Source organism: Streptococcus mitis (assembly GCF_946190375.1).
Classification (GTDB): domain Bacteria; phylum Bacillota; class Bacilli; order Lactobacillales; family Streptococcaceae; genus Streptococcus; species Streptococcus mitis_CJ.
In genome coordinates this window covers 186,272-206,220 of the sequence record NZ_CAMIAF010000001.1, presented here as the reverse complement: position 1 = coordinate 206,220, position 19,949 = coordinate 186,272, and the positions used below count along the sequence as shown (strand labels likewise).

Annotated in this window: 19 protein-coding genes and 1 pseudogene; all 20 read left to right on the top strand. The window is 36.9% G+C overall.

The window, feature by feature from the left end; all coding sequences use genetic code 11:
• Window positions 1–61 precede the first annotated feature (61 nt).
• The 20 genes and pseudogenes from N8M09_RS00955 to N8M09_RS00860 all read left to right on the top strand — a co-directional run bounded on the left by N8M09_RS00955 (window position 62) and on the right by N8M09_RS00860 (window position 19,940).
• Window positions 62–505, top strand: a complete 444-nt coding sequence (locus N8M09_RS00955; RefSeq protein ID WP_001162128.1) for a flavodoxin — start codon at window positions 62–64, stop codon at window positions 503–505.
• A 115-nt stretch (window positions 506–620) separates the two neighbouring features.
• A complete protein-coding gene (locus N8M09_RS00950) occupies window positions 621–887 on the top strand; it encodes a chorismate mutase (protein ID WP_000362440.1) in 267 nt (88 codons plus the stop codon).
• The gene (crcB, locus tag N8M09_RS00945; protein WP_261062852.1) at window positions 884–1,258 is read left to right on the top strand and encodes a fluoride efflux transporter CrcB; all 375 of its coding nucleotides are present in this window, start codon (window positions 884–886) and stop codon (window positions 1,256–1,258) included. The genes N8M09_RS00950 and crcB (N8M09_RS00945) overlap by 4 nt, the downstream gene beginning before the upstream one ends.
• Window positions 1,252–1,599, top strand: a complete 348-nt coding sequence (crcB, locus tag N8M09_RS00940) for a fluoride efflux transporter CrcB (RefSeq protein ID WP_261062851.1) — start codon at window positions 1,252–1,254, stop codon at window positions 1,597–1,599. Before crcB (N8M09_RS00945) ends, crcB (N8M09_RS00940) begins: the two co-directional genes overlap by 7 nt.
• Before the next feature lie 364 nt (window positions 1,600–1,963).
• On the top strand, window positions 1,964–2,182 hold the full coding sequence (locus tag N8M09_RS00935; protein ID WP_261062850.1) for a hypothetical protein: 219 nt from the start codon (window positions 1,964–1,966) through the stop codon (window positions 2,180–2,182).
• 1 nt (window position 2,183) lies between these two features.
• Complete coding sequence (locus N8M09_RS00930; RefSeq protein ID WP_261062849.1) at window positions 2,184–2,315, top strand: hypothetical protein; 132 nt, start codon at window positions 2,184–2,186, stop codon at window positions 2,313–2,315.
• Between the two features lie 117 nt (window positions 2,316–2,432).
• Complete coding sequence (locus N8M09_RS00925) at window positions 2,433–2,615, top strand: hypothetical protein (protein ID WP_261062848.1); 183 nt, start codon at window positions 2,433–2,435, stop codon at window positions 2,613–2,615.
• Complete coding sequence (locus N8M09_RS00920; protein ID WP_261062847.1) at window positions 2,615–3,844, top strand: replication initiator protein A; 1,230 nt, start codon at window positions 2,615–2,617, stop codon at window positions 3,842–3,844. The genes N8M09_RS00925 and N8M09_RS00920 overlap by 1 nt, the downstream gene beginning before the upstream one ends.
• Window positions 3,845–3,861: 17 nt before the next feature.
• Window positions 3,862–4,137, top strand: a pseudogene (locus N8M09_RS00915) (DNA-binding protein); the annotation flags it as partial.
• A gap of 649 nt (window positions 4,138–4,786) precedes the next feature.
• Window positions 4,787–5,104 carry a hypothetical protein gene (locus N8M09_RS00910; protein WP_261062846.1) on the top strand — a complete coding sequence of 106 codons (318 nt, stop codon included), beginning with the start codon at window positions 4,787–4,789 and terminating at the stop codon, window positions 5,102–5,104.
• 191 nt (window positions 5,105–5,295) lie between these two features.
• Complete coding sequence (locus N8M09_RS00905) at window positions 5,296–7,881, top strand: SEC10/PgrA surface exclusion domain-containing protein (RefSeq protein ID WP_261062845.1); 2,586 nt, start codon at window positions 5,296–5,298, stop codon at window positions 7,879–7,881.
• Window positions 7,882–8,023: 142 nt separating this feature from the next.
• Complete coding sequence (locus N8M09_RS00900) at window positions 8,024–11,809, top strand: SspB-related isopeptide-forming adhesin (protein WP_261062844.1); 3,786 nt, start codon at window positions 8,024–8,026, stop codon at window positions 11,807–11,809.
• A gap of 71 nt (window positions 11,810–11,880) precedes the next feature.
• A complete protein-coding gene (locus N8M09_RS00895; RefSeq protein WP_261062843.1) occupies window positions 11,881–12,300 on the top strand; it encodes a hypothetical protein in 420 nt (139 codons plus the stop codon).
• An 81-nt stretch (window positions 12,301–12,381) separates the two neighbouring features.
• Window positions 12,382–12,609, top strand: a complete 228-nt coding sequence (locus tag N8M09_RS00890) for a hypothetical protein (RefSeq protein WP_261062842.1) — start codon at window positions 12,382–12,384, stop codon at window positions 12,607–12,609.
• Between the two features lie 9 nt (window positions 12,610–12,618).
• Window positions 12,619–13,368, top strand: a complete 750-nt coding sequence (locus N8M09_RS00885; RefSeq protein ID WP_261062841.1) for a conjugal transfer protein TrbL — start codon at window positions 12,619–12,621, stop codon at window positions 13,366–13,368.
• Between the two features lie 87 nt (window positions 13,369–13,455).
• Window positions 13,456–13,953 carry a hypothetical protein gene (locus N8M09_RS00880; protein WP_261062840.1) on the top strand — a complete coding sequence of 166 codons (498 nt, stop codon included), beginning with the start codon at window positions 13,456–13,458 and terminating at the stop codon, window positions 13,951–13,953.
• Between the two features lie 13 nt (window positions 13,954–13,966).
• A complete protein-coding gene (locus tag N8M09_RS00875; RefSeq protein ID WP_261062839.1) occupies window positions 13,967–14,488 on the top strand; it encodes a hypothetical protein in 522 nt (173 codons plus the stop codon).
• A 56-nt stretch (window positions 14,489–14,544) separates the two neighbouring features.
• Window positions 14,545–14,919, top strand: coding sequence for a hypothetical protein (locus N8M09_RS00870; RefSeq protein ID WP_261062838.1), 375 nt, complete (start codon window positions 14,545–14,547; stop codon window positions 14,917–14,919).
• Window positions 14,861–17,224 (top strand): VirB4-like conjugal transfer ATPase, CD1110 family, encoded by a 2,364-nt coding sequence (locus N8M09_RS00865; protein WP_261062837.1) that lies wholly within the window; start codon window positions 14,861–14,863, stop codon window positions 17,222–17,224. Before N8M09_RS00870 ends, N8M09_RS00865 begins: the two co-directional genes overlap by 59 nt.
• 118 nt (window positions 17,225–17,342) lie before the next feature.
• Window positions 17,343–19,940, top strand: a complete 2,598-nt coding sequence (locus tag N8M09_RS00860; protein WP_261062836.1) for a phage tail tip lysozyme — start codon at window positions 17,343–17,345, stop codon at window positions 19,938–19,940.
• The last annotated feature ends 9 nt before the right edge of the window (window positions 19,941–19,949 follow it).

Here is a 19,949-nt window from a genome sequence, read left to right as displayed (position 1 = left end):
TTTTATTTTTAAAATGAAAAAGATGTGATATAATGGAGAAAGATAAATTGAGGAGGACGATATGGCATTAGCAAAAATTGTATTTGCCAGTATGACCGGTAATACCGAAGAAATTGCAGATATTGTAGCAGACAAATTACGTGACTTGGGCTTGGATGTCGATGTTGATGAATGTACAACTGTTGACGCTTCAGACTTCTTGGAAGCAGACATCGCTATCGTTGCGACTTATACTTATGGCGATGGAGAATTGCCAGATGAGATGATGGACTTCTACGAAGACCTAGCAGACCTCAACTTGAATGGCAAAATCTACGGAGTGGTCGGCTCAGGAGATACTTTCTACGATGAATTCTGTAAGGCTGTTGATGACTTTGATCGTGTCTTTGTGTCAACAGGAGCAGAAAAAGGTTCAGAGTGTGTCAAAGTTGACCTTTCTGCCGAAGAAGAAGATATTGAACGCTTGGAACAATTCGCAGAAGAATTGGCTGCTAAAGTTGGATAAGCATAAGAATGCGCTGATGTAATCAATCAGTGCATTTTTCTTATCGTGAGTTGGGATTTTACTAGCCTATTTGCTGGCTTTTTGATACAATAATTCAAATAAAGGAGGAGACTGTATGGATTTAGATATTATTCGTCAAGAAATTGATCAAATCGACGACCAGATTGTCAAACTGTTAGAAGAACGAATGCATTTGGTTGAGGGTGTAGTTGCTTATAAGAAAGCATCAGGAAAACCGATTTTAGATACTAAGAGAGAAGAAGTTATTTTTGAAAAGGTTAGAAGTCGTGTAGAGGACAAGCGCTATCAGGAAACTATTGTCGCAACTTTTTCGGACATACTCAAACGTTCGCGTGATTATCAGGATCAAAACATCAAATGAAAAAAGAACAATTTTATCCGCTAGGAATTTTTCTAGCTGCCATGGTGGGCGGATTGGTTCGCTATCTAGTTTCTACTTGGTTACCAGCCAGTCCAGATTTTCCTTGGGGTACCCTCCTCGTCAACTATCTGGGCATTTTCTGCTTGGTTTATCTTGTCAAGGGCTATCTGGTCTATAAGGGGACTAGTAAGGGCTTGGTTTTAGCGCTGGGAACAGGTTTTTGCGGAGGTTTAACAACTTTTTCCAGCCTCATGCTTGATGCTGTGAAACTGCTTGATACAGGGCGTTATCTTAGTTTGGTTCTGTATTTACTTTTGAGCATCGGAGGAGGCCTGCTTTTAGCTTACTATTTAGGGAGGAAGAAATGGTAATCATTTATCTTGCAATTGCTTGTGGCTGCGGAGCCCTAGTACGGTATTTCTTTTCCCGATATAATCAAGCTTCTAAATTGCCAGTTGGAACTCTCATAGCCAATCTTTTAGGGTGCTTTTTGATTGGCTTATTCTACAATTATGTGGAGTCTAAGGAAGTCTATGCTATTCTAGCAACAGGATTTTGCGGAGGTTTAACAACTTTTTCGACCTTGAATGACGAACTGCAAAGACTGTTAAGTGATAAGAAGGTATTTTATTCTTACCTGACTTTGACCTACCTAGGTGGTTTAGTTGCGATTTTTTTAGGAATTTTGTTATGTAAGTGTCTAGTGTTTTGAGGTAAATAGAAAATATTGAGTTAACGGAAAATTCCGTTAGCTCTTTTTTGTATTTTAGGAGAAAAAATGTCAGATAATATTGAAATTGTAATGGATGTGTCTAGGTGGGAAGGAGTAAAGCATGGAAACTGGAATTTGTAGACGATGTTCTTGCAACTGGGTTACACCTTGCATCAATGAAAAGTATGGTACTTGCTGGTGGGTAGATAAAAATAGAACGCTGTTTAGTCACTGTTTTTATGGATTTAATGATGACTCTTGTCAGACAAAAGTTTATTACAGACCAGGACATGATTGGCTTGAGAGAGATTGGGAATTTGCTTGAGAAATACTGACAAATTCAAAAAGTCATTGGGTATATGATATGGAACATGATGTGTTGTGTGTGGTTGGTTTAGGAGATCATATTGGAGCCGTTAGATTTATTGTAAGGAACTTTTATGGACTTAATCGCATTTATCGTGAGGAGATTCCTAAATGGCAAGAAATTATTGGGAATAATATGATTTTTTATAATGCAAAGGTTAATGATTCAAAACATTACGCTAGTTCTTTACCTAGAAAGTATAAACAGGTGGATTGATATGGATGAGGAAGATATTAAATTGTTTTATGCTGCTTTTTTGGCTCTGGGAATAGTAGTGGTAATAATTGTCGCTTGGGTAGCTTTTCAACCCGATGCATATCAAAGATTTTTAAATTTCATAGAACTTTAGAAAATTTCGTAATATCATTCATGAATTAATTTATTAACTCACATCTTAGTAAAAGAGAAAATTAAATACTTCAAGGATGACTATAAAGTAGTTCGACACATAAAGAAAGGATTACATATGAAACAACATAAAACAAATGTCTCAAATTTGACTAGAGACGTAATGATTTTCGATTTGATGAATACAATGGGATGGACTAGAAGTCGTGCTATTGCAGCTATTGAAGAGTTAGAACAAACTCATCTTGTCTATTTTCCTGAAGCAGGTGGCTTGAGGTTACAAGTTGTAGGAGGGTACTAATGGCGGATATACATGTAGATCAATTAACTACCCAAAATTTTTATCAAATTCCTCAGATTTTCTTTACTAGAGTTGAAAAAACTTACGATAAAAAAGGAGGATTGCGATTTAAAACGAAACATACTAGCAGTTATGCAAAAATGTCTAATGATGCAAAAATAGCATATGGTGCTCTTTATAATCGTTGCATGTTGAGTATTCGCTCGTATCAAGAAGGAAAAATTGATTACGTGGATGAGAATGGTTCAGTTTTTCTGGTTTATACGGTCGAGGACTTAATGGATTTATTGGATAAATCAAAGGCTACGGTACAGAAAATCAAGAAGGAGTTAGCAGAAAATGGATTGTTAAGAGAAGTTAAGCAGGGATCTAATAAGCCAAATCGAATTTATCTACAAAATGTTGAGGCCAGTCGTGAAGTTCACGAAAAATACGAGGCATTAAGAAAGAAAAAAGAACGAAAAGTTAAAGGAAAAGTAAAAATAGTTCATGAATTTAATTTTCGTCATATTGTGACATTGAACCATTTAGGAAATGTAATTTTCAAGGCAGAAACAAGTCTTCAAAATGATGATATGAATGGACAACTAAAAATTGACCGTCCAAATTTAGAGAGTGGACGGATAGGTTCTGACCGTCCGGACGGTCAGAATTTAAACGGAATAAATATAGAGAGGAGTAAGACAGAATCTTCATACGATACTAATCGATACGAGAACGAATCTCCTTTATCTGATTTATCAATTTCTGAAGCATTTAAAATGGGGCAACATGGTTTTCTTTCTCCTCAACTAGTTCAGAAACTCAGTTTGTTTGGAAAAGATGCAAAAATTCTTGAAAATAAGATTTATCAATCAAAACGTAAAGTTGAGACAGATTACAAGAACCTCTTATCTAATCAAGAAATTTATGGAGAGGTGTGGCTGCAGGATCTTGAACGTGAGCTTGATAAATTGATTTTCAAAATCAAAACAGGAGAGGTTGAAGGGAAAATAATCCAGAATATCCCAGCATACTTCTACAAAATGATGATTCATTTTTGGAAGATGGCTTTGCTAATTGAAAAAGAACATGGTTTCCTTGAGCTATCAGGACAAAGTGAGTATGCTAGAAAATTTCCTGAAGAGTGTCCTAGTGTGGTTGCACATTATTATCCAGACAAACTATCAGAAATTATTAAACTGAATCACTTTTTAGCTGAGTTGTCTAAAGACACTGTGACTTGTTAAAAGAAAGAGGTAAAACGATGCAAGAACAATTCACTATCAATCTTCCTAAGATTACAGAAAAGCAATTACTTGCACGCTACGATGGTATGGTTCAAGAAGCTATTGAAAAAGCTTTTACGGAACAAGAACTTTACAAACCAATGATACGCATGGCTGGTCTCTGCCGTTGGCTTGATGTATAAAATACAACTATTGTTAAATGGCAAAAGGCAGGAATGCCTCATATTGTTGTTGATGGGGTCACACTCTACGATAAACACCAAGTCAGAAAATGGTTACAACAATATGAAAGAGGGGACTCTTTGTGGGATAAGTGCAACAGATTTGATTTCACTTTTAGAATGTTGCCAAATGAGCTTGGTGAGCATACTTGTTCAAGAGGAAATTGGACGGAAGAAACGTTGGAATGTTTGATTCAGGCTGTTTTAGATGTGTCTGATGACTAGACAAAGAAAAACGATAAAAAACTATTGGCAACAATCTTACTTGTTAATTCCCTTGTAGTTCTAGGGGCATGTTCAAATGATGTGGGATTATCTGAGACAGAGGTCTCTCTGACTCAATAATAAGCTCAGATAAAAAAGCAGATGAGTAAGTTGTTGAAGGAAAAGTAAAATAGTACGACGATTTATACAAAATCGTCTGACAACTAAACTCTTGACCTGAGCAAGTCATAAAACTACTCATGACCTTTGAAAATTGAATATCCCCACTGTCTCGATTAGCGCAGTCTAGGCATAAAAAGAAGAATAGGGGCGGTGTGTATCTAGAAAGTATATCTAGTGCTGACTGCATTATGTAAAGTCACGGTTGACTTGTCCCGTAAGACGAAAGAGTTTGCGATTTCTAAACTATAAATCGTGCGTAAAAAACACAGTAGAGATGTACGGCATCAACTCGGCATGGCTGTAAATCAGCCTTTGATTCAAAAAGGAGGACAATATGAATCAAATAAAATCAACTAGTGAGGTTACACTCACTGATTTAAGACGACTAGGTTTGCAAGGTGATGCAACCGCACGACTTGCAAGTGGTGAAGAAATGAAATTAACTAGTAAGTATGGTCTTATTCCTAAAAAAGGATATGTGGCAGGAAAACTTCAAATCGTTGAAATGATTGCAGATTACTCTAAAATCTATAGAGATATACGCACTATTAAACGTGGAGACATTTTAGTTGCTAGACGAATTAAACAAGGAAATAAATCAATCTTACAGCTAACCGGTAAAGGTTATCACCGACCTAGCGGTAAAATTTAACAGATAGAGTCCTCATCTATCTGTTTCATCAAGGAGAGGAGATTTGATATGTTCTAAATATCCTATCTTTGATTAAGCGGATAGATGAATGAAAATCAAGAAAAAAAATTGAGAAAAAACTCTAAAAATAGTAAAATAAAAGCATAAAATAAATATTTTAAGAACGTTTTTAAACAAAAAGGAGAAATCAAATGGAAATCATGAATGAAGTTAAGAAAGTTATGTTGGCTAGTGTTATCGCAACTGCAAGTGTTGGAGTAACGACGCAAGTTACTGCAGAAGAGGTAAAACCTTCAGACCAAATTTCAGAGAACCAACAAAAGACAGTAACTCAAAAAACAGTTACAGAAACTGATGTCGCACTCTCTCAAGCAAATGTAGAACAGGCAAACACAGTTGTAAAAAACCAGGAGGAGATTGTAAAATCTAATCAAAACGAGGTAAACGATGCAGAGAAAGTAGTTGGAGAAGCTACAGAAGCTGTCACTCAAGCGGAGAAAGCTGTCAAGGAAGCTACTCCTAAAAATATCCAAGATGCAAAAGAAGATGTTTCTGTAAAAGAGGCTGCTGAGAAGAAAGCTAAAGAAGCATTATCTACTTCTAAAGAGCAACAAAAGCTAGCTGAAAAGAATGTTACTGATCAGGAAGCAAATGTCATAGAAGCTACGAGAAAGCTTGATGACAAAAAAGAAGAAGTTACAGTTGCAGAACAAATTGTAGCTGAAAAACAAGCTATTTTAGACGGCACTGGAGTTGCAGGCATTGTTGCCAATGCTGAAGCAGCTAAGCGAAACTTAGAAATGAGCGAAAAAGTTACATCACAAGCTCGAGAAGATTTGGTGACTGCTAAAAAAGCGGATGAACAACGTGCCTCTAAACTGAAACAGGCAGAAGCAGAGGTAACGAGTACAGAAAGAACTAGGTTGTTGAAAGCGCAGGAGTTAGATCAAGCGATTACTAAAGCTACTAACTCTGAAAATCAGTATCGAGTAGCTAAAGAAAATCTATCTAAGGCTCAAAGTATTCTGGATAGTTTGACAACAACCTCTATCACTTATCCTGCTGGCTATGCTGAAGCTTTAAAGACTTACTTCAATAACCCGACTGAAGAAAATTCAAATAAATTACATGAAATTGCCAAGAAAGGAATGACTGCTGCTGGATTTAGCTCTCCAGATGGTGGTGAGACTTATTACGGTAATACAAACTCTCCATTTAAGCCCAGTGAAGCAGATAAAAAGACTGTGATTGCTGATGTCAATCATTTATCTGCTGAAGTTCAAGATGAACTTGCCATTTTCAATGCACATTTGATTAATGATTTCCGTCGATTGATGGGAACAGATGATATTCCAGTTTTAGTGAATCGAGATATGCAGAAAGTGGCACAGAAAGCAACTCAGCTATCAACTAATCAGGACGGGCATGACCTAGATGCTTTGAACACTGTTGCTAGAGAAGTTGGTTTAAATCAAGGTAATCAAGGTCTGCTTGCTGAAAACATAGGCTTTCAAAATGCAGGTAATGTAGTAACATTAGCTGATCTGAAACAACAGGCATACGAAAACGTGATTATGATGCTGTTTTATGATAAGCATGCTAATTGGGGCCATGCTTTAAACTTTGCAGGACTTGATCGTAAGTCAGTCACGATGCAGTATATTGGTGTAGCAACCCGAAAGATAGATCATGGTCTGATTGCGATGCACTATGTTGGAACAGATTCTAAAATAATTGATTTGCTGAAAAATGGTTTCCATCAAAATGTTAAAATTGATACTAAGAACAATCTAGCTAGTCTTCAGGAAAGAATTCAAGTAGCTAGAAATTCTGTGGCACAGGCTCAGGATACTTATGATACTGCGGAAACGAATCGTAAGGATGCACAAGCTAGAAAAGAACAAGCACAGACAGAATATACTCAAGCAGAAGTTACTGCGCAAAATGCAGTGACTAATCGTAATGATATTCAGAATATTGCTTTAAAAACTCCTGAAGCAGAAGCTAAGTTGAAGCAGGCAGAAGCAAACCTTAAAAAAGCTGGATTAGAAAATAAACAAGCGCAAGAGGCTTTGGAACAGTTGAATGCGGATGTACAAAACAAACGTGAAGTACTTGCGTTAGCTAAAGATAAACTAGCTGAAAAACAAACTGAATGGAAATTACTGAATGAAGCTTTGACTGCTGAGAAAGAGGCATTGATTGCTAAACAAGGTGAACTTACTCGAATTAAAGAACTTGTCCTCAGTCGTCAAGCCTTACTTTCAGAATCAACTGAAGTCTTGAAGGCATCAAAAGAGCGAGTGGAAGTTTTGCAAAATGCCCCACAACTCTTAAAAAAGGCAAAACTGAATCTTGAATCTGCTCAAGAAGTTTTGAAAGAAAAGAAATCCGTTCTTGAGTTAGCACTAGCAAAACTAGAAACTGCAAAAGCAGAACAAAGAAAGGTATTAGAGGCTCATAAAGAGTTGTTGTCGGCTTATCATGATTATCTGGAAGCACAGCAAGAAATTAAGAATCAAAAAGAGTTGACAGTTCAGCAAGCAAGTATTGAACAAGATGGAATTAATTCTACTACAGTAGTTCAAAATGGTAAGACTACGAAGTATGTGCACGAACAAGTTGCAAAAGTCAAAGATCCAGTTTATCAAGCACCTGCTGTAGGATACGAATTACCTAAGACAGGAGAAAAAGCTTCTAGTCTTTGGTTCTTTGGAATGTTAACTATTTCACTTTTAAGTTTGTTGAAAATCAAACGAGAATCTAAGGAAAATTAAATTAAGTAAAGTCATCAAGGTTTCTTGGTGACTTTTTTGTTGGAGAAAGAAATGGAAATTATATATTTTAGGGCGAGAGCTCCTTCAAATTATGTCGAAAGTGAATAATATTGAATACTATATTAAAAATTAAGGAGAAAAAATGAAATTTAATAATGAGACACGAGCTTTCGGTTCAATCCGAAAAACACGACGATGGGGAACATGTGGAGTGATTCTTGGTCTAGCTACCTTAGGATTGATGACTAGTCCAGTTAGAGCAGATGAACGAGTAAATCCAAATCCTGCTACAAATGCGAAAAGTTTACAAGACTCCCCAACGGTGGATTCTACAAAAGACCAAGGTAGTGCAGAAAAATCAACAGGTTCTGTTGAAGTTACTGTTAACCGAGAAAAAGTAGAGTCTGCGGTATCTGCTGCAAAAAAAGCAGGTTTAATTGTAAAAGAAACTGAAGTTGATGGTGGTTTGGTGAATAATTCTGATGAGTTAGCTAAGAAAACTGCTGAAATTGAGTCTAGTTACGACAAGCAAGCAACCACTATTGTAGACGAGTATGAGAAAGTAGAAACTCGTAAAAAGGAAAAGCAAGACTCTTATGACAAAGCTAAAGATCAGTATGATAAAGACTTAGCTGAGTACAATCGCAAGTTAGCTGAGCTAAGAGGTCAGAGAGTTCAAGGTAGTACAAATGGTGTTGCTATTTATGGTGAATTTGATGAGTCGAAACGTGGCTCATTGGATTACTATTCTAAACTAACAGCAGTATTCGATGCCAATCCAGAATTGGAAGTTGTGGATGGTGCTTTAGGTGCGAATGCTAACACAACTATGAGTTTAGATAAGGATTTGCAACATGATCGCTTAGAGAATAAAGACTTTTATGGACATTCTGATTCTAAAGGAACTTATGGTGGTTCTGTAATTACAGGTATCAAACAAGGTTCTACCTTCACTTTACATAATGTTGGTAAAACAAAAACGGGAAAAACAATTTCTGCAAGATTTGTGGCTCGTAATAATCCTATACCAGAGCATAAAATTGCAGGCAACCCTTCAACTTATACTCGTTTGAATGTTTGGTGGAATAAAGCTAAAACTGATACGGAGACTTTTTCAGTTAACTTTAACCCATATAATTACTTTAATGTTGAATGGGATATTCATTATTTTGATGAGAAGTCAGGTAAACCTATTGATTTAGGGCTTATTAATATTTACTCTGATTTAGATTACGCACAGGCAGTGCGACATACTTATGGGGACAATGGGGTAGGTGTTGTAATCAACCCAACGGATTCTCTGGTTAAGGAAACTACAGTCAATGGACAAACACATTGGATGGGTGTAAAAACTGATGGGGTTTACAAACATAATGATCCAAGTGGGTTGGAACGTTATAAAATTGGCGATCCTGATTATATCGATGTAGATGATTACAGATCAACTCCAGAAGGCACAATTATAAGTGCAGGTCACGGTTCTATCCAACACTTAACTTACTTAGCGCGCGGAGATAAACCTTTACATACATACACAGAATCACAATCAGCTTCTTACCGTAAGTATTGGAATGATGAGCGTAGAGCTAACGGGCAACAAGATGATAACGATGATGAAATCTTCGCAGCTGGTTACACCTTCCAACTTTGGGGTGGTCGTTCTATCATTAATCAATTAGAGGAACCAAAACCACCATTTAAACCAATTGAGTCTACAACACCAAGAGTAGTTGAGGTTACGTACACTCGCTTGAGAACTACGCCTACTGTAGAAAAGTTAGTTAAGAACTCTGCAGGTACAAATGTGAATAATTCGTCAGTGCCTAAGTTATCAGAAGTTGTTTGGGAGTTGGAAACTAAACCTCTTGCAGCAAACAGAAAAGAAACTACAATCTATGAGTTAACGGACAACTTACCTCAAGGGTATCTACTTGATTTAGCAAAAACTGTTGCTCAAAACCAAGACTTTACTGTAACTTACGATAAAGATAAGCATCAGTTGAAAGGTTCACTTAAAGCTGAAGGTTTAGTGAAAGTAAATACTGATTTAAGTAAAGCCTATAAAGCTCCAGTTCTTAAGGTTTATGGTACAGTAACAAATGATGGTGCAACCTATAAGAACAACTTCCGTTTGAACTTAAACAATGAGTTTGAGTCTTATTCAAATATTGTTAAGGTAACAACCCCAGGTAAACCGAATGATCCAGACAATCCGAATAACAACTTAATCAAGCCTCTTAAACACAATCATAACAAGGATGGTGTTATCATCGATGGAAAGACAGTTCTAGCTGGTTCAACGAATTACTACCATATAACATTGGATTATGATCAGTATAAAGGGATAAAGGCAGATCCATCTGCTATTCTAAAAGGCTTTGGTGCGATTGATGATTATCCAGAAGAGGCAGTAACTATTAATAAATCAGATATTCGTTATATTGATAGTGAAGGAAAAGAGGTTTCTGGTATTTCAGTGTATCAGTACGATTCTATTGAAGCTGTTGATAATGATAAGGTTAAAGCCTTTCTAGAGAGTTCTGAAATTAAGCCTAAGGGAGCTTTCCAAGTATTTTTAGTGGATGATCCGGAAGCTTATTTTAAGCAATATATCAAAGCAGGAAAATCTGTTACAATTATTGATCCAATGGTAACTAAGGAAGAACTGCGAAATACAGGAAAATCATTTGAGAATACAGCTTACCAAGTTGATTTCGGTAACGGATATCAAACTGATACAGTTGTAAATAATGTTCCTACTGTTAAACCAACCAAGAAGAATCTGAACAAAGCAGGTGTGAACATCGATGGTAAACAAGTCTTGGCAGGCTCTGTCAACTACTACACGGTAACTGCAGATTATAGCCAATACAAGGGCATTGAAGCGGATAAAGACCGTATTGCCAAAGGGTTCTATATCGTTGATGATTACCCAGAAGAAGCTGTTACCATCAATCAAGATGGTGTTCAAGTGACTGATTCTAAAGGTCAAGTAGTTAAAGGTTTGAAAATGGCTCTTTATGAAAGTCTGGATAAGGCACCAACAGGTGTCCAAGAAGCTATGAAATCTAGCCATTTCACTCCGAAAGGGTCGATTCAAGTATTCGAGGCGGAGAATCCAGAGGAGTTCTACAAGACCTACGTTCAAACTGGAGAAGTTCTGACGATTACCAATCCAATGACTGTTAAGAAGGAATTGGGTCAAACAGGTGGTAAGTATGAGAATACAGCTTATCAAGTTGATTTTGGTATGGCTTATGTAACTGAAACTGTAGTCAATAATGTTCCGAAGATTGAACCTAAGAAAGATGTGGTGATTGACCATCTAAGTAAAGAAAGTTTAGATGGCAAAGATGTCAAGCTGAATCAAACGTTTAATTATAAATTAGTTGGTTCCTTGATACCAAAAGATCGCTCAGAACAGTTATTTGAATATAAGTTTAGAGATGACTACGATGAAACACATGATGATTATCAGAGTATCTATCAAGTGTTTGCGACTGTAGATTTTGAAACAAGTGATGGTCAAAAATTTAAAGCTGGTGATGAATTAACCAAGTTCACAAGTCAAGTAGTAGACAAGGCTAAAGGTAAAGTAGATATTAGCTTTGATGATGCTTTCTTGAAGTCAATTTTAGAGACATCAGAGTTTCAAGCAGAAGTATATCTACAAATGACACGCATTCAGTCAGGAACAGTAGAAAACACTTACTATCATACAGTTAATGGTGTGGAAGTTGTTTCCAATACGGTTGTGACTCATACTCCAGAAGAGCCAAAAACTCCTGAAGAACTTCTGCAACAACCAGAACGAAGCTTGCCATCTACAGGTGAGCAGGATTCTGTAGAATTGTTGTTAGCTGGTCTGGCAATGGGAGGCCTTGCTACAGGTTTGCTCTACAGCAAGCGTAAGAAAAAAGAGGCTTAGAATACTCTAGGAACCTTTGAAATAAGCTATTTTTATGGTATAATAACGGTAAATCGTGGAGGATTAGGATTATGAAATTTGGAAGTGATTTTTCCTGGTTATGGGTAGCTATTATTAGGATTTTTACAGCTCCCTTTTATATCATTCTTTGGTGTATTAATGTTGTGAAATCTACTATTGGTATGTTTGTTCTGTGGGTTATAGCTAAAGTATGTATAACAATCGTATTGATTGGCGGAATGGCAATTATTCATCATCTATTCAATTTTCCAAGCGAAAACATAATTGATAGTATTTTTGGATGGTATACACCGCATATATTAGGAATGCCCCATGATTCACTTATTACTGCTGGTCAAGTAGTTGATGCACCAAAAGGAGGAGGGTTATTTTTCCCATATCCGAATTTTGAAGTTCCAATTATTATTGGCCTCAGTATTCTAGTAGCTACTGTTCGGACGATTTATCGTGAAGAATTTGAAGAATTATAAAAATAGTATTGTGTTTGGCACTGTAGAAATCTCTGCAGTGCCTTTTGTTATAAAAAAAGAAATTAAAAGAGGTAAAACAAAATGGAAATTATTACAAAAATTATTACTGGTCTCGGTGGAGTTGGAACAGTTACGGGTCTTTTCTGGATCTGGACTGGTTCGGTCGATTTTATTCAAGGAAGAAAGAACAAAGATAAGCAAAGACAAGATGATGGGTCTGATTCTATGACTAATGGTGTATATCTGGCCATAGCTTCTGCGGGTATTGCAGCCGCAATCGTTGCAACATTATCTCAGATAAAATTTTAGGAGTAGCCTATGAATTTAGATATTAGAGAGCTAACAAGCTCTCTTTCTAGTTATAGCTCTGCAACAAACCAAGCTGTAAATATGATGGCTGATGCCGTTAGACCTATTGGGTATATCCTTTTAGGTCTTTTTTTCTGGTTTGAAATGGCATCGTGGTCACAAATGGTCAAGTCAAGGGGAGGTGCATTAACACAGAAGATTTGGTTAGAGGCTTTAATGAAATATTTATTTGCTTTCATTATGATCTCTGCTTCATCTCAGATTTGTGATGCCATTTTGGAATTACTTAATATTGTTGTGAAAGTGATTGCTCATGTAACACCTACCGTTAAAACAACCATTGATTCTAATATTTCTGGTGGGAAAGGAATGATTGAAAAAGCTATCATTACCTTAGTCGGAAAAGCTATAAGTGGAGTGGCTAACATAATTTTAGGGATTATTGTTTTCCTACGTTACTTGGATTTGTATATGCTTAAAGCTATAGCTCCATTGTTAGTAGCGTTCTTTATGATGGACTCGTTACGATCTGTTACGATTAATTTCTTGAAATACTTTGCGGCCTCTGCCCTTATTGGTGTCATCCTAATTATTGTTTCTGTTGTATATGATTCGATTGTTGCAGCAGATATCCTTAAGGTTACGACTGGTTCCAGTGATTCATGGGGAACAGCCTTTGCTTCAATTGCTAAGGGGGTTATCTATATCTTTGTAATGGTTGGATCTAGTCGAAAAGCCAAGCAACTTTTAGGAGTGTAATCTATGTGTAGAAAAATTAGAATTAATCGATGTTACCTATGTTTAGAGAATCGTGTGGATGTCTTCTATAGAAAGAGGTGACTATCAATGGAAACGTTAAAGGAGATAGGAAATAAACAATTTAATGATTTACAAAAGCAACATGGGACAAGAGAGTTGAAGGATAAAATAACTTCTCTTGAACAAGAAATTACACGTCTTTCTTGGTTTGCCTATGAACATGAATTATTATCGGAGCCTTTATTGGAGTGGATATTGGATGGTAGGGTTAAGATAGATGAAATCCCTCGTGCTGTTCGGATGAGTAGTTATGGTAATGAACTATATATTTATGCTTGGCGCTATGCAGAAGCTAAGCAAGATGCTTTTTATGGCATGAGAATTCTTACCCTTCTTCAGGAAGATATAAAGCACTGTGTTATAGCCGATAGTATCAGTCAAACAGAGTATGTTTACCGTTTGGAACAGTGGATTAAATATATGGATCGTGGTAAAATGGCTTTCAAAGGAGATGAAAACTTTGAACGCTATTTTCAGGAACAAAAAGCGGCTAACAGAAGCCTATTCGATACTGAGGGGTTATGAGAATGAAATCAAATTGTTAAAGAAACAGTTAAGCATTCTTAATAGAGATTTGCCAAGAATTGAAGAATCGAATTATAGTGAAAGAATGATTCTTTTTAGTAAGACTATTCAGAATAGACGTATTATTATCACGGTGCGCTATAACCTAAATTATAAAAAACAGGTTGAGATGCTTTATTTTAGCTCGGATGATGGTCAAGGAAAGACTAAATACGCTCATCAGTTACAACTTCAAGCCCTCTATGGTAATCATGATGGATTATTTAAACAATTGGTAATAAGGGATTTTCTTATAAGAGATCCTAATAGAGGATATGGCAGTCTATTATTAAGGGAATCTCTTCTTCATATTAGTCAATTATTTGGAGTAAAGACTAAAATTGTTGGAAAGTTGTCTTTTGTAGACGAAGTAGACAAGGTGAATCATCAACGTCGAGATCATTTGTACCAAAAATTTGGTTTTTCTATCACAGATGGAAGAATTTCGCTTGATGAGATTCCTGTAGCTATGCTTGTAAAGGAACGTGATAAATAAATGACATAACACTAACAGTTCTAAACGGACTGTTTTTTTGATGGGAAGGAAACTAATTGAAAAAAATTGGATCAGAATTTTTAAGAGAATTTGAAACAGAGGATAGACCTATTCTATTTGGATTGACAGGTAGAATGATTGTTCTCTACGTATGTTTGATAATAGCTGTCTCAGGGACAATTGCTATATACTTCTTTGGTCTACCTGATTGGTACATCTATCTTTGGGATGCTCTATTTGTTGTTCCTGGAGGAATGTACGGTACGGGAATGACTAAGCGAATGCGGATTAAAGAAAAAATCAATTTCTTTTTCCGAATCCAACAACGAACCTATGAGACAGAATTTGGAAAGGTAGGAATGTATACGAAAGATGAGTTTATTCAAAAGCAAAAGAGAAAAACTAGAAAAAGCAGAAAAGAAAAAAATTGATCGTTTGCGTCGCCAGATGAAACCTACAACGCAAAACACGATCAATTACACACATCTACACGAAGATGGATTGATGCACATTGCTCGTGAGAAGTATTCTCGTAGCTTTATGTTGGGAGATGCTTCTTACTCGACTGCTCAACAAGATGAAAAAGAGAGTATCATCGATACAACGATGGATGCTCTTAATTCACTGGATGAGGGAAGTAACTACCAGCTCTTAGTCATTAACCGTCGAGTATCGGATAACTCCTTACAGAATATCTTGTTTGAAGAAACAAATGATGGTTTTGACGACTATCGTGAGGAGCTAAATGAGATGATCAAGGAGCGATTTACAACACACGCTAACAACTTCGAGGTACATAAGTATGTGACCATTTCAACGAACGCTGATGATCGAAAACAGGCGCAGTTGTTACTACAAGATATTGGAGTTTCCCTTGGGACTCAGTTCCAGGAATCTGATATTAATTTTAGGGATATGAATGGTTTGGATCGTCTAAAAGTCTTTTCTGAGCTACTACGAGGTAACCCGTATGTCAATTTCGATTACAAAGAAATTGCTTTGACAGGTTTATCCACTAAATCATTTATTGCGCCAAACAGGATTGAATTTCAAGAAAAACGCATGATTATAGATGATAGTTGGGTCAAGGTACTTTATGCACATCGCTATCCAAACTGGATGTCTGATCGTCTCATTCGTGATTTAACAACACTAGGATTTGAACTAGCTATTACTATCCATGCAGAACCTTATGAGAACGTTGAAATCTTAGAGAAGATTGACGATGCAGAAACAGATGCTGAAATTGGGAAGTTACGTTCTAAACGTAAGGCCGCTCAATCTGGTATCTTTGATGATGCGGTTGTGGCTGGTCGTGACCAAGAAATTTCAGAAGCTACCAAGAAGTGGCGAGACGAGATTACTGAGTATGATCAGAAAATCTTCTCTGGTTTGATTGCAGTGTATTTTAAGGCAGAGAGCCAAGAGGAATTACAACGTAATGAGCAGAAGATTAAGCGTGCTGGCCGTAAATTAGGGGTAGAGTTTGAAGATCTTTATTATTATCAAGAAGAGGCTTTGAATACGATTCTACCTATTGGAGAGTGCTTCTTGAATGTGAAGAAGAATTTCATGAGAAAGATGACAACAGCTAATATTGCTACGCAAGTTCCATTTACTAACGTGGACTTGAAGTCTGAAAGCTCATTTGCTCGCTACTATGGCCAAAATCAGTTATCAAACAATATCATTACACTAGATCGAAAACGTGATTTGAACACGGGTTCAGGTGTTGTGTTAGGTTCTTCAGGATCTGGTAAATCTACGACAATCAAGGGTGGAGAAGTTATTCCAACTTTACTGAAATATCCAAAAGATCGAGTAATCATTGTGGATCCCGAAGATGAATATTCTGATATTGGCCGTGCTTTCGGTGCTCAGATGGTGGATATTTCGATTGGTTCTAAAACACATATCAATCTTTTAGATTTACCAGACTTGGATAGTTTGGACGATGAGGATGACGATCCGATTGGAGATAAGGCAAACTTGTTAATGGGACTGTTTGAATCGATTCTATCTGAGGTGACAGATGCACAGATTGGGATTATTGACCGAGTGACAGGAATGACTTACGAGCGTTATTTAACAGACCATTATACTCCAACTTTAAAAGAGTGGCACCAGGTCTTGAAAGAACAACCCGAACCCGAAGCACAAGACTTAGCTTTAGCAGTAGAGACCTATACAACTGGTTCTCAAGACATTTTTGCTCACAATACCAACGTAGATCTCAATCATCGCTTTGTTATCTTTAATCTGAAGAAGTTGTCGCACAAATTGAAGCCGTTTGCTTTGATGGTGATTCAGGATTATATCTGGAATCAAATTGTAGAGAATCAAGGGAAATGTACTACATGGGTTTACTTTGATGAGATGCAGATTCTATTTAAAAATAAGGCTCAAGCAGACTTCTTTACTACGTTGTATTCACGGATTCGGAAATACGGTGCGATTCCAACAGGAATTACACAGAACGTAGAAACGCTAGCTGCTGTTGAAGAAGGTCGGAAATTGCTCTCAAATAGTGAGTTTATGATTTTACTCAAACAAAAACCCCAAGATTTGGCTATCCTAAAAGAGATTGTCAATCTGACTGATAAACAGATTCGCTACTTAGCACGGCCAAAAGCTAAAGGTACTGGCTTAATCGTAGCTGGGCCAGTTGTGGTACCTTTTGAAAATCCAATACCAAAGAATACTAAGTTGTATAACTTAGTCGCAACAGACGCTTAGGAGTCTCATTATGAATCAGGATCAAGGCAGACCAAACACAATCGGTCATAAGTTAGATCAAAAACTGGAGACGGTTCGGAATAATTACCGAACGGTTCAACAAGAGAGTGCTAAGTAAATGAAGGAGCTAAAAGAACAAACACGTTCTAAGCGCCTTATAGTGAAGAAGAGTCGTAAACAATTTAGAGCTTCAAAGGCCAAGGTAAAATCTCTAAAAAGGGCATATAAAAGTTTACAGAAACAAGGAAAATCATTAACTCCAGAAGGTGCTAAAAAGTTAGCGTCACTCAAGAAAGAACTGGATAAGGCAAAACTAGAGAAGAGAGTTGCTAAAAAAGTCTTCAAAGTAGCTCAAGAGGCTAACGGTGGTTCACGTAAGAAGAAGTTTTATCGTGCTACTAAACAGGCTTTAGAACGTTCTGCGAGTCAACAAGCTAGTTCTGCAGCGCATCAGGATGATACACTATCAGATATAGCACGAGCTAAATATCAGTATCAGGATATTCAGATTCAAGGGAAACGGATCAAAACGATTGGGAAATATAGTGGTAAACTTGGCCAAGGAATGGTTAAATCGAGCTATAGCCTTGGAAATAGAGTCTACAATAAGGCTAAGGGTAGGGGCTTCACCCGAACTCCAAGAGAATTTTCTTGGGAAGGAAAACTCTCTCGTCGTATTCAGGATTATAAGAAACGTTTGGCTAAATCTAAAATAGGGAAAGTTGCCAAGAAGGCTAGGAAGGTCTACCGTGTAGGTTATAAACCGATTAAAGCTATTATCAAAAATCCATTTAGCTTAAAGGCGTATCTGATTGCTTTTGGTCTGCTTTTGTTTCTAGCTATACTTGGTATAGGTAGTTCAGGAATTACTCGTCAAGATGAGTTTGACATGAATGATACCTGGTTGTATCTTTCAAAATTGGATCGTGAAAAATCGAATGACAAGGTAGATTATTGGACAAAAATTGATGATCCACTTTTGTACTTGAATTATAAGTATGATGATATTTCAGATAAACTTCGTATAGACGGGAACAAGTATTTTTCGCAAAATAATCGTGGGAAACTTTACTTAGATACCTTATGGAAGAATTTGAATGGGGATAAAGACAATCTTAAAACGATGGAAGAGCTTTATACCAAAAATAATCTCTATAAGCTTGATAAGGACGAACTAGAAGAGTATAAACAACTCTTAGAAATTGCTAGAGATCGCGGAAAATATATGTTGCTACAAGAGCTAGATAATCCATTTTATACAGAAGAACAACCTGAATCACAAGCCCCTCTTCAGATTATTGAGCGTTTTGGTTATAAAACTAAGAAGGAGATCTTTAATGGTTCTGTTTTGCAAGCCACAGGTGGGCAAACTCTATTAGCAGTTCTAGATGGGAAAGTTGAAGTAAATGGTAATGATATAGAAATCAGTGATGAGAATTCCAAGTTCCTGTATAAGAATGTAGATACGATTCGTTACAAAACAGGAGATCATGTCAAATCTGGAGATATCATAGGAAAGGTAGCATCTGAAGGAAATCAAACGGTTTATTATCAAAAACTAGAACCTGATCGATCAAATAAGAAAGACAAAGATGGTAATGTTGAAAAGAGTTGGACTTATGTCAATGTCGGTTTTTACTTCCAGCGTGTAGAGTACACACAAGCAACATCTGTTGTGAGTAGCATTGAAACATCTGGAGAGAAAGGAAAACGTGCAAGAGCTTTTGCGGATGCAATCAAAAAAAATATACCAGAAGCAACAGATGAAGGAATTGCAGCTGTTTTGGGAGGATTTGATATTGAGAGTTCCATAACTTTTAAACGCTATGAAACAGACTATCTAACCAATAATCAGTTTGATAAAATTGCTAAAGAGCCAACTGCAGAAAATCTAGTTGGTAACTGGGATGCTTTCCAAGCTATGTATCCAAATCTACGTTTAAATAAAAAAGAGTACCTGGTCAATGGTTTACACTATATCGGAATTGGGATTGGTCAATTTACTGGCCCTCGTGCTCTTGCATTGTGGAATTTTGCAAAATCTGTGAATGGAGATATTTGGTCTGCAGAAGTTCAAACAAAATTTCTTCTGGAGGAAGATGATCCAACTAGACGTGTAGCATTCAGAAGAATTGTAACCTCAACTGGTTCCGTAGAAACTCTTGCGGAGGACTTCTTGAACGCTTGGTTAGGAGTCCCAGGAAATAAGCTTTTAGAACGGCAATCTGCAGCCCGTCAATGGTTGAATTTCTTAAAAAATAAAGGAGGAGGTTCGACAGGTGTTTCTAGCAAGCAAGTTCCAGCAGAATATAAAGATAAGCTACCTTATGGACTACCTACCGATCAAGCACTTTTAGAAGGACAAGGATATTCAGGTAACGCTTATGAACTAGGCAATTGTACGTGGTACGTCTATAATCGCTTTGCTCAGATTGGAATAGGAATTTATCCGTATTTAGGAAATGCCAATCAATGGGTTGATAGCGGTCAAGCTCAAGGATATGAAATTTCAACGACTCCTAAACCAGGTTCTGCAGTTGTATTCATGAATGGTGTAGCTGGAGCATCACCAATTTATGGTCACGTGGGATTCTGTGAGTATGTTAATAGTGATGGTAGCTTCTTAATGTCAGAAATGAACTTTGGTGGTTTATACCTATCGACTTGGCGAACCTTGACACCACAATCAGGCATATACTTTGTTACCCCTAAATAAGAAAGGAAA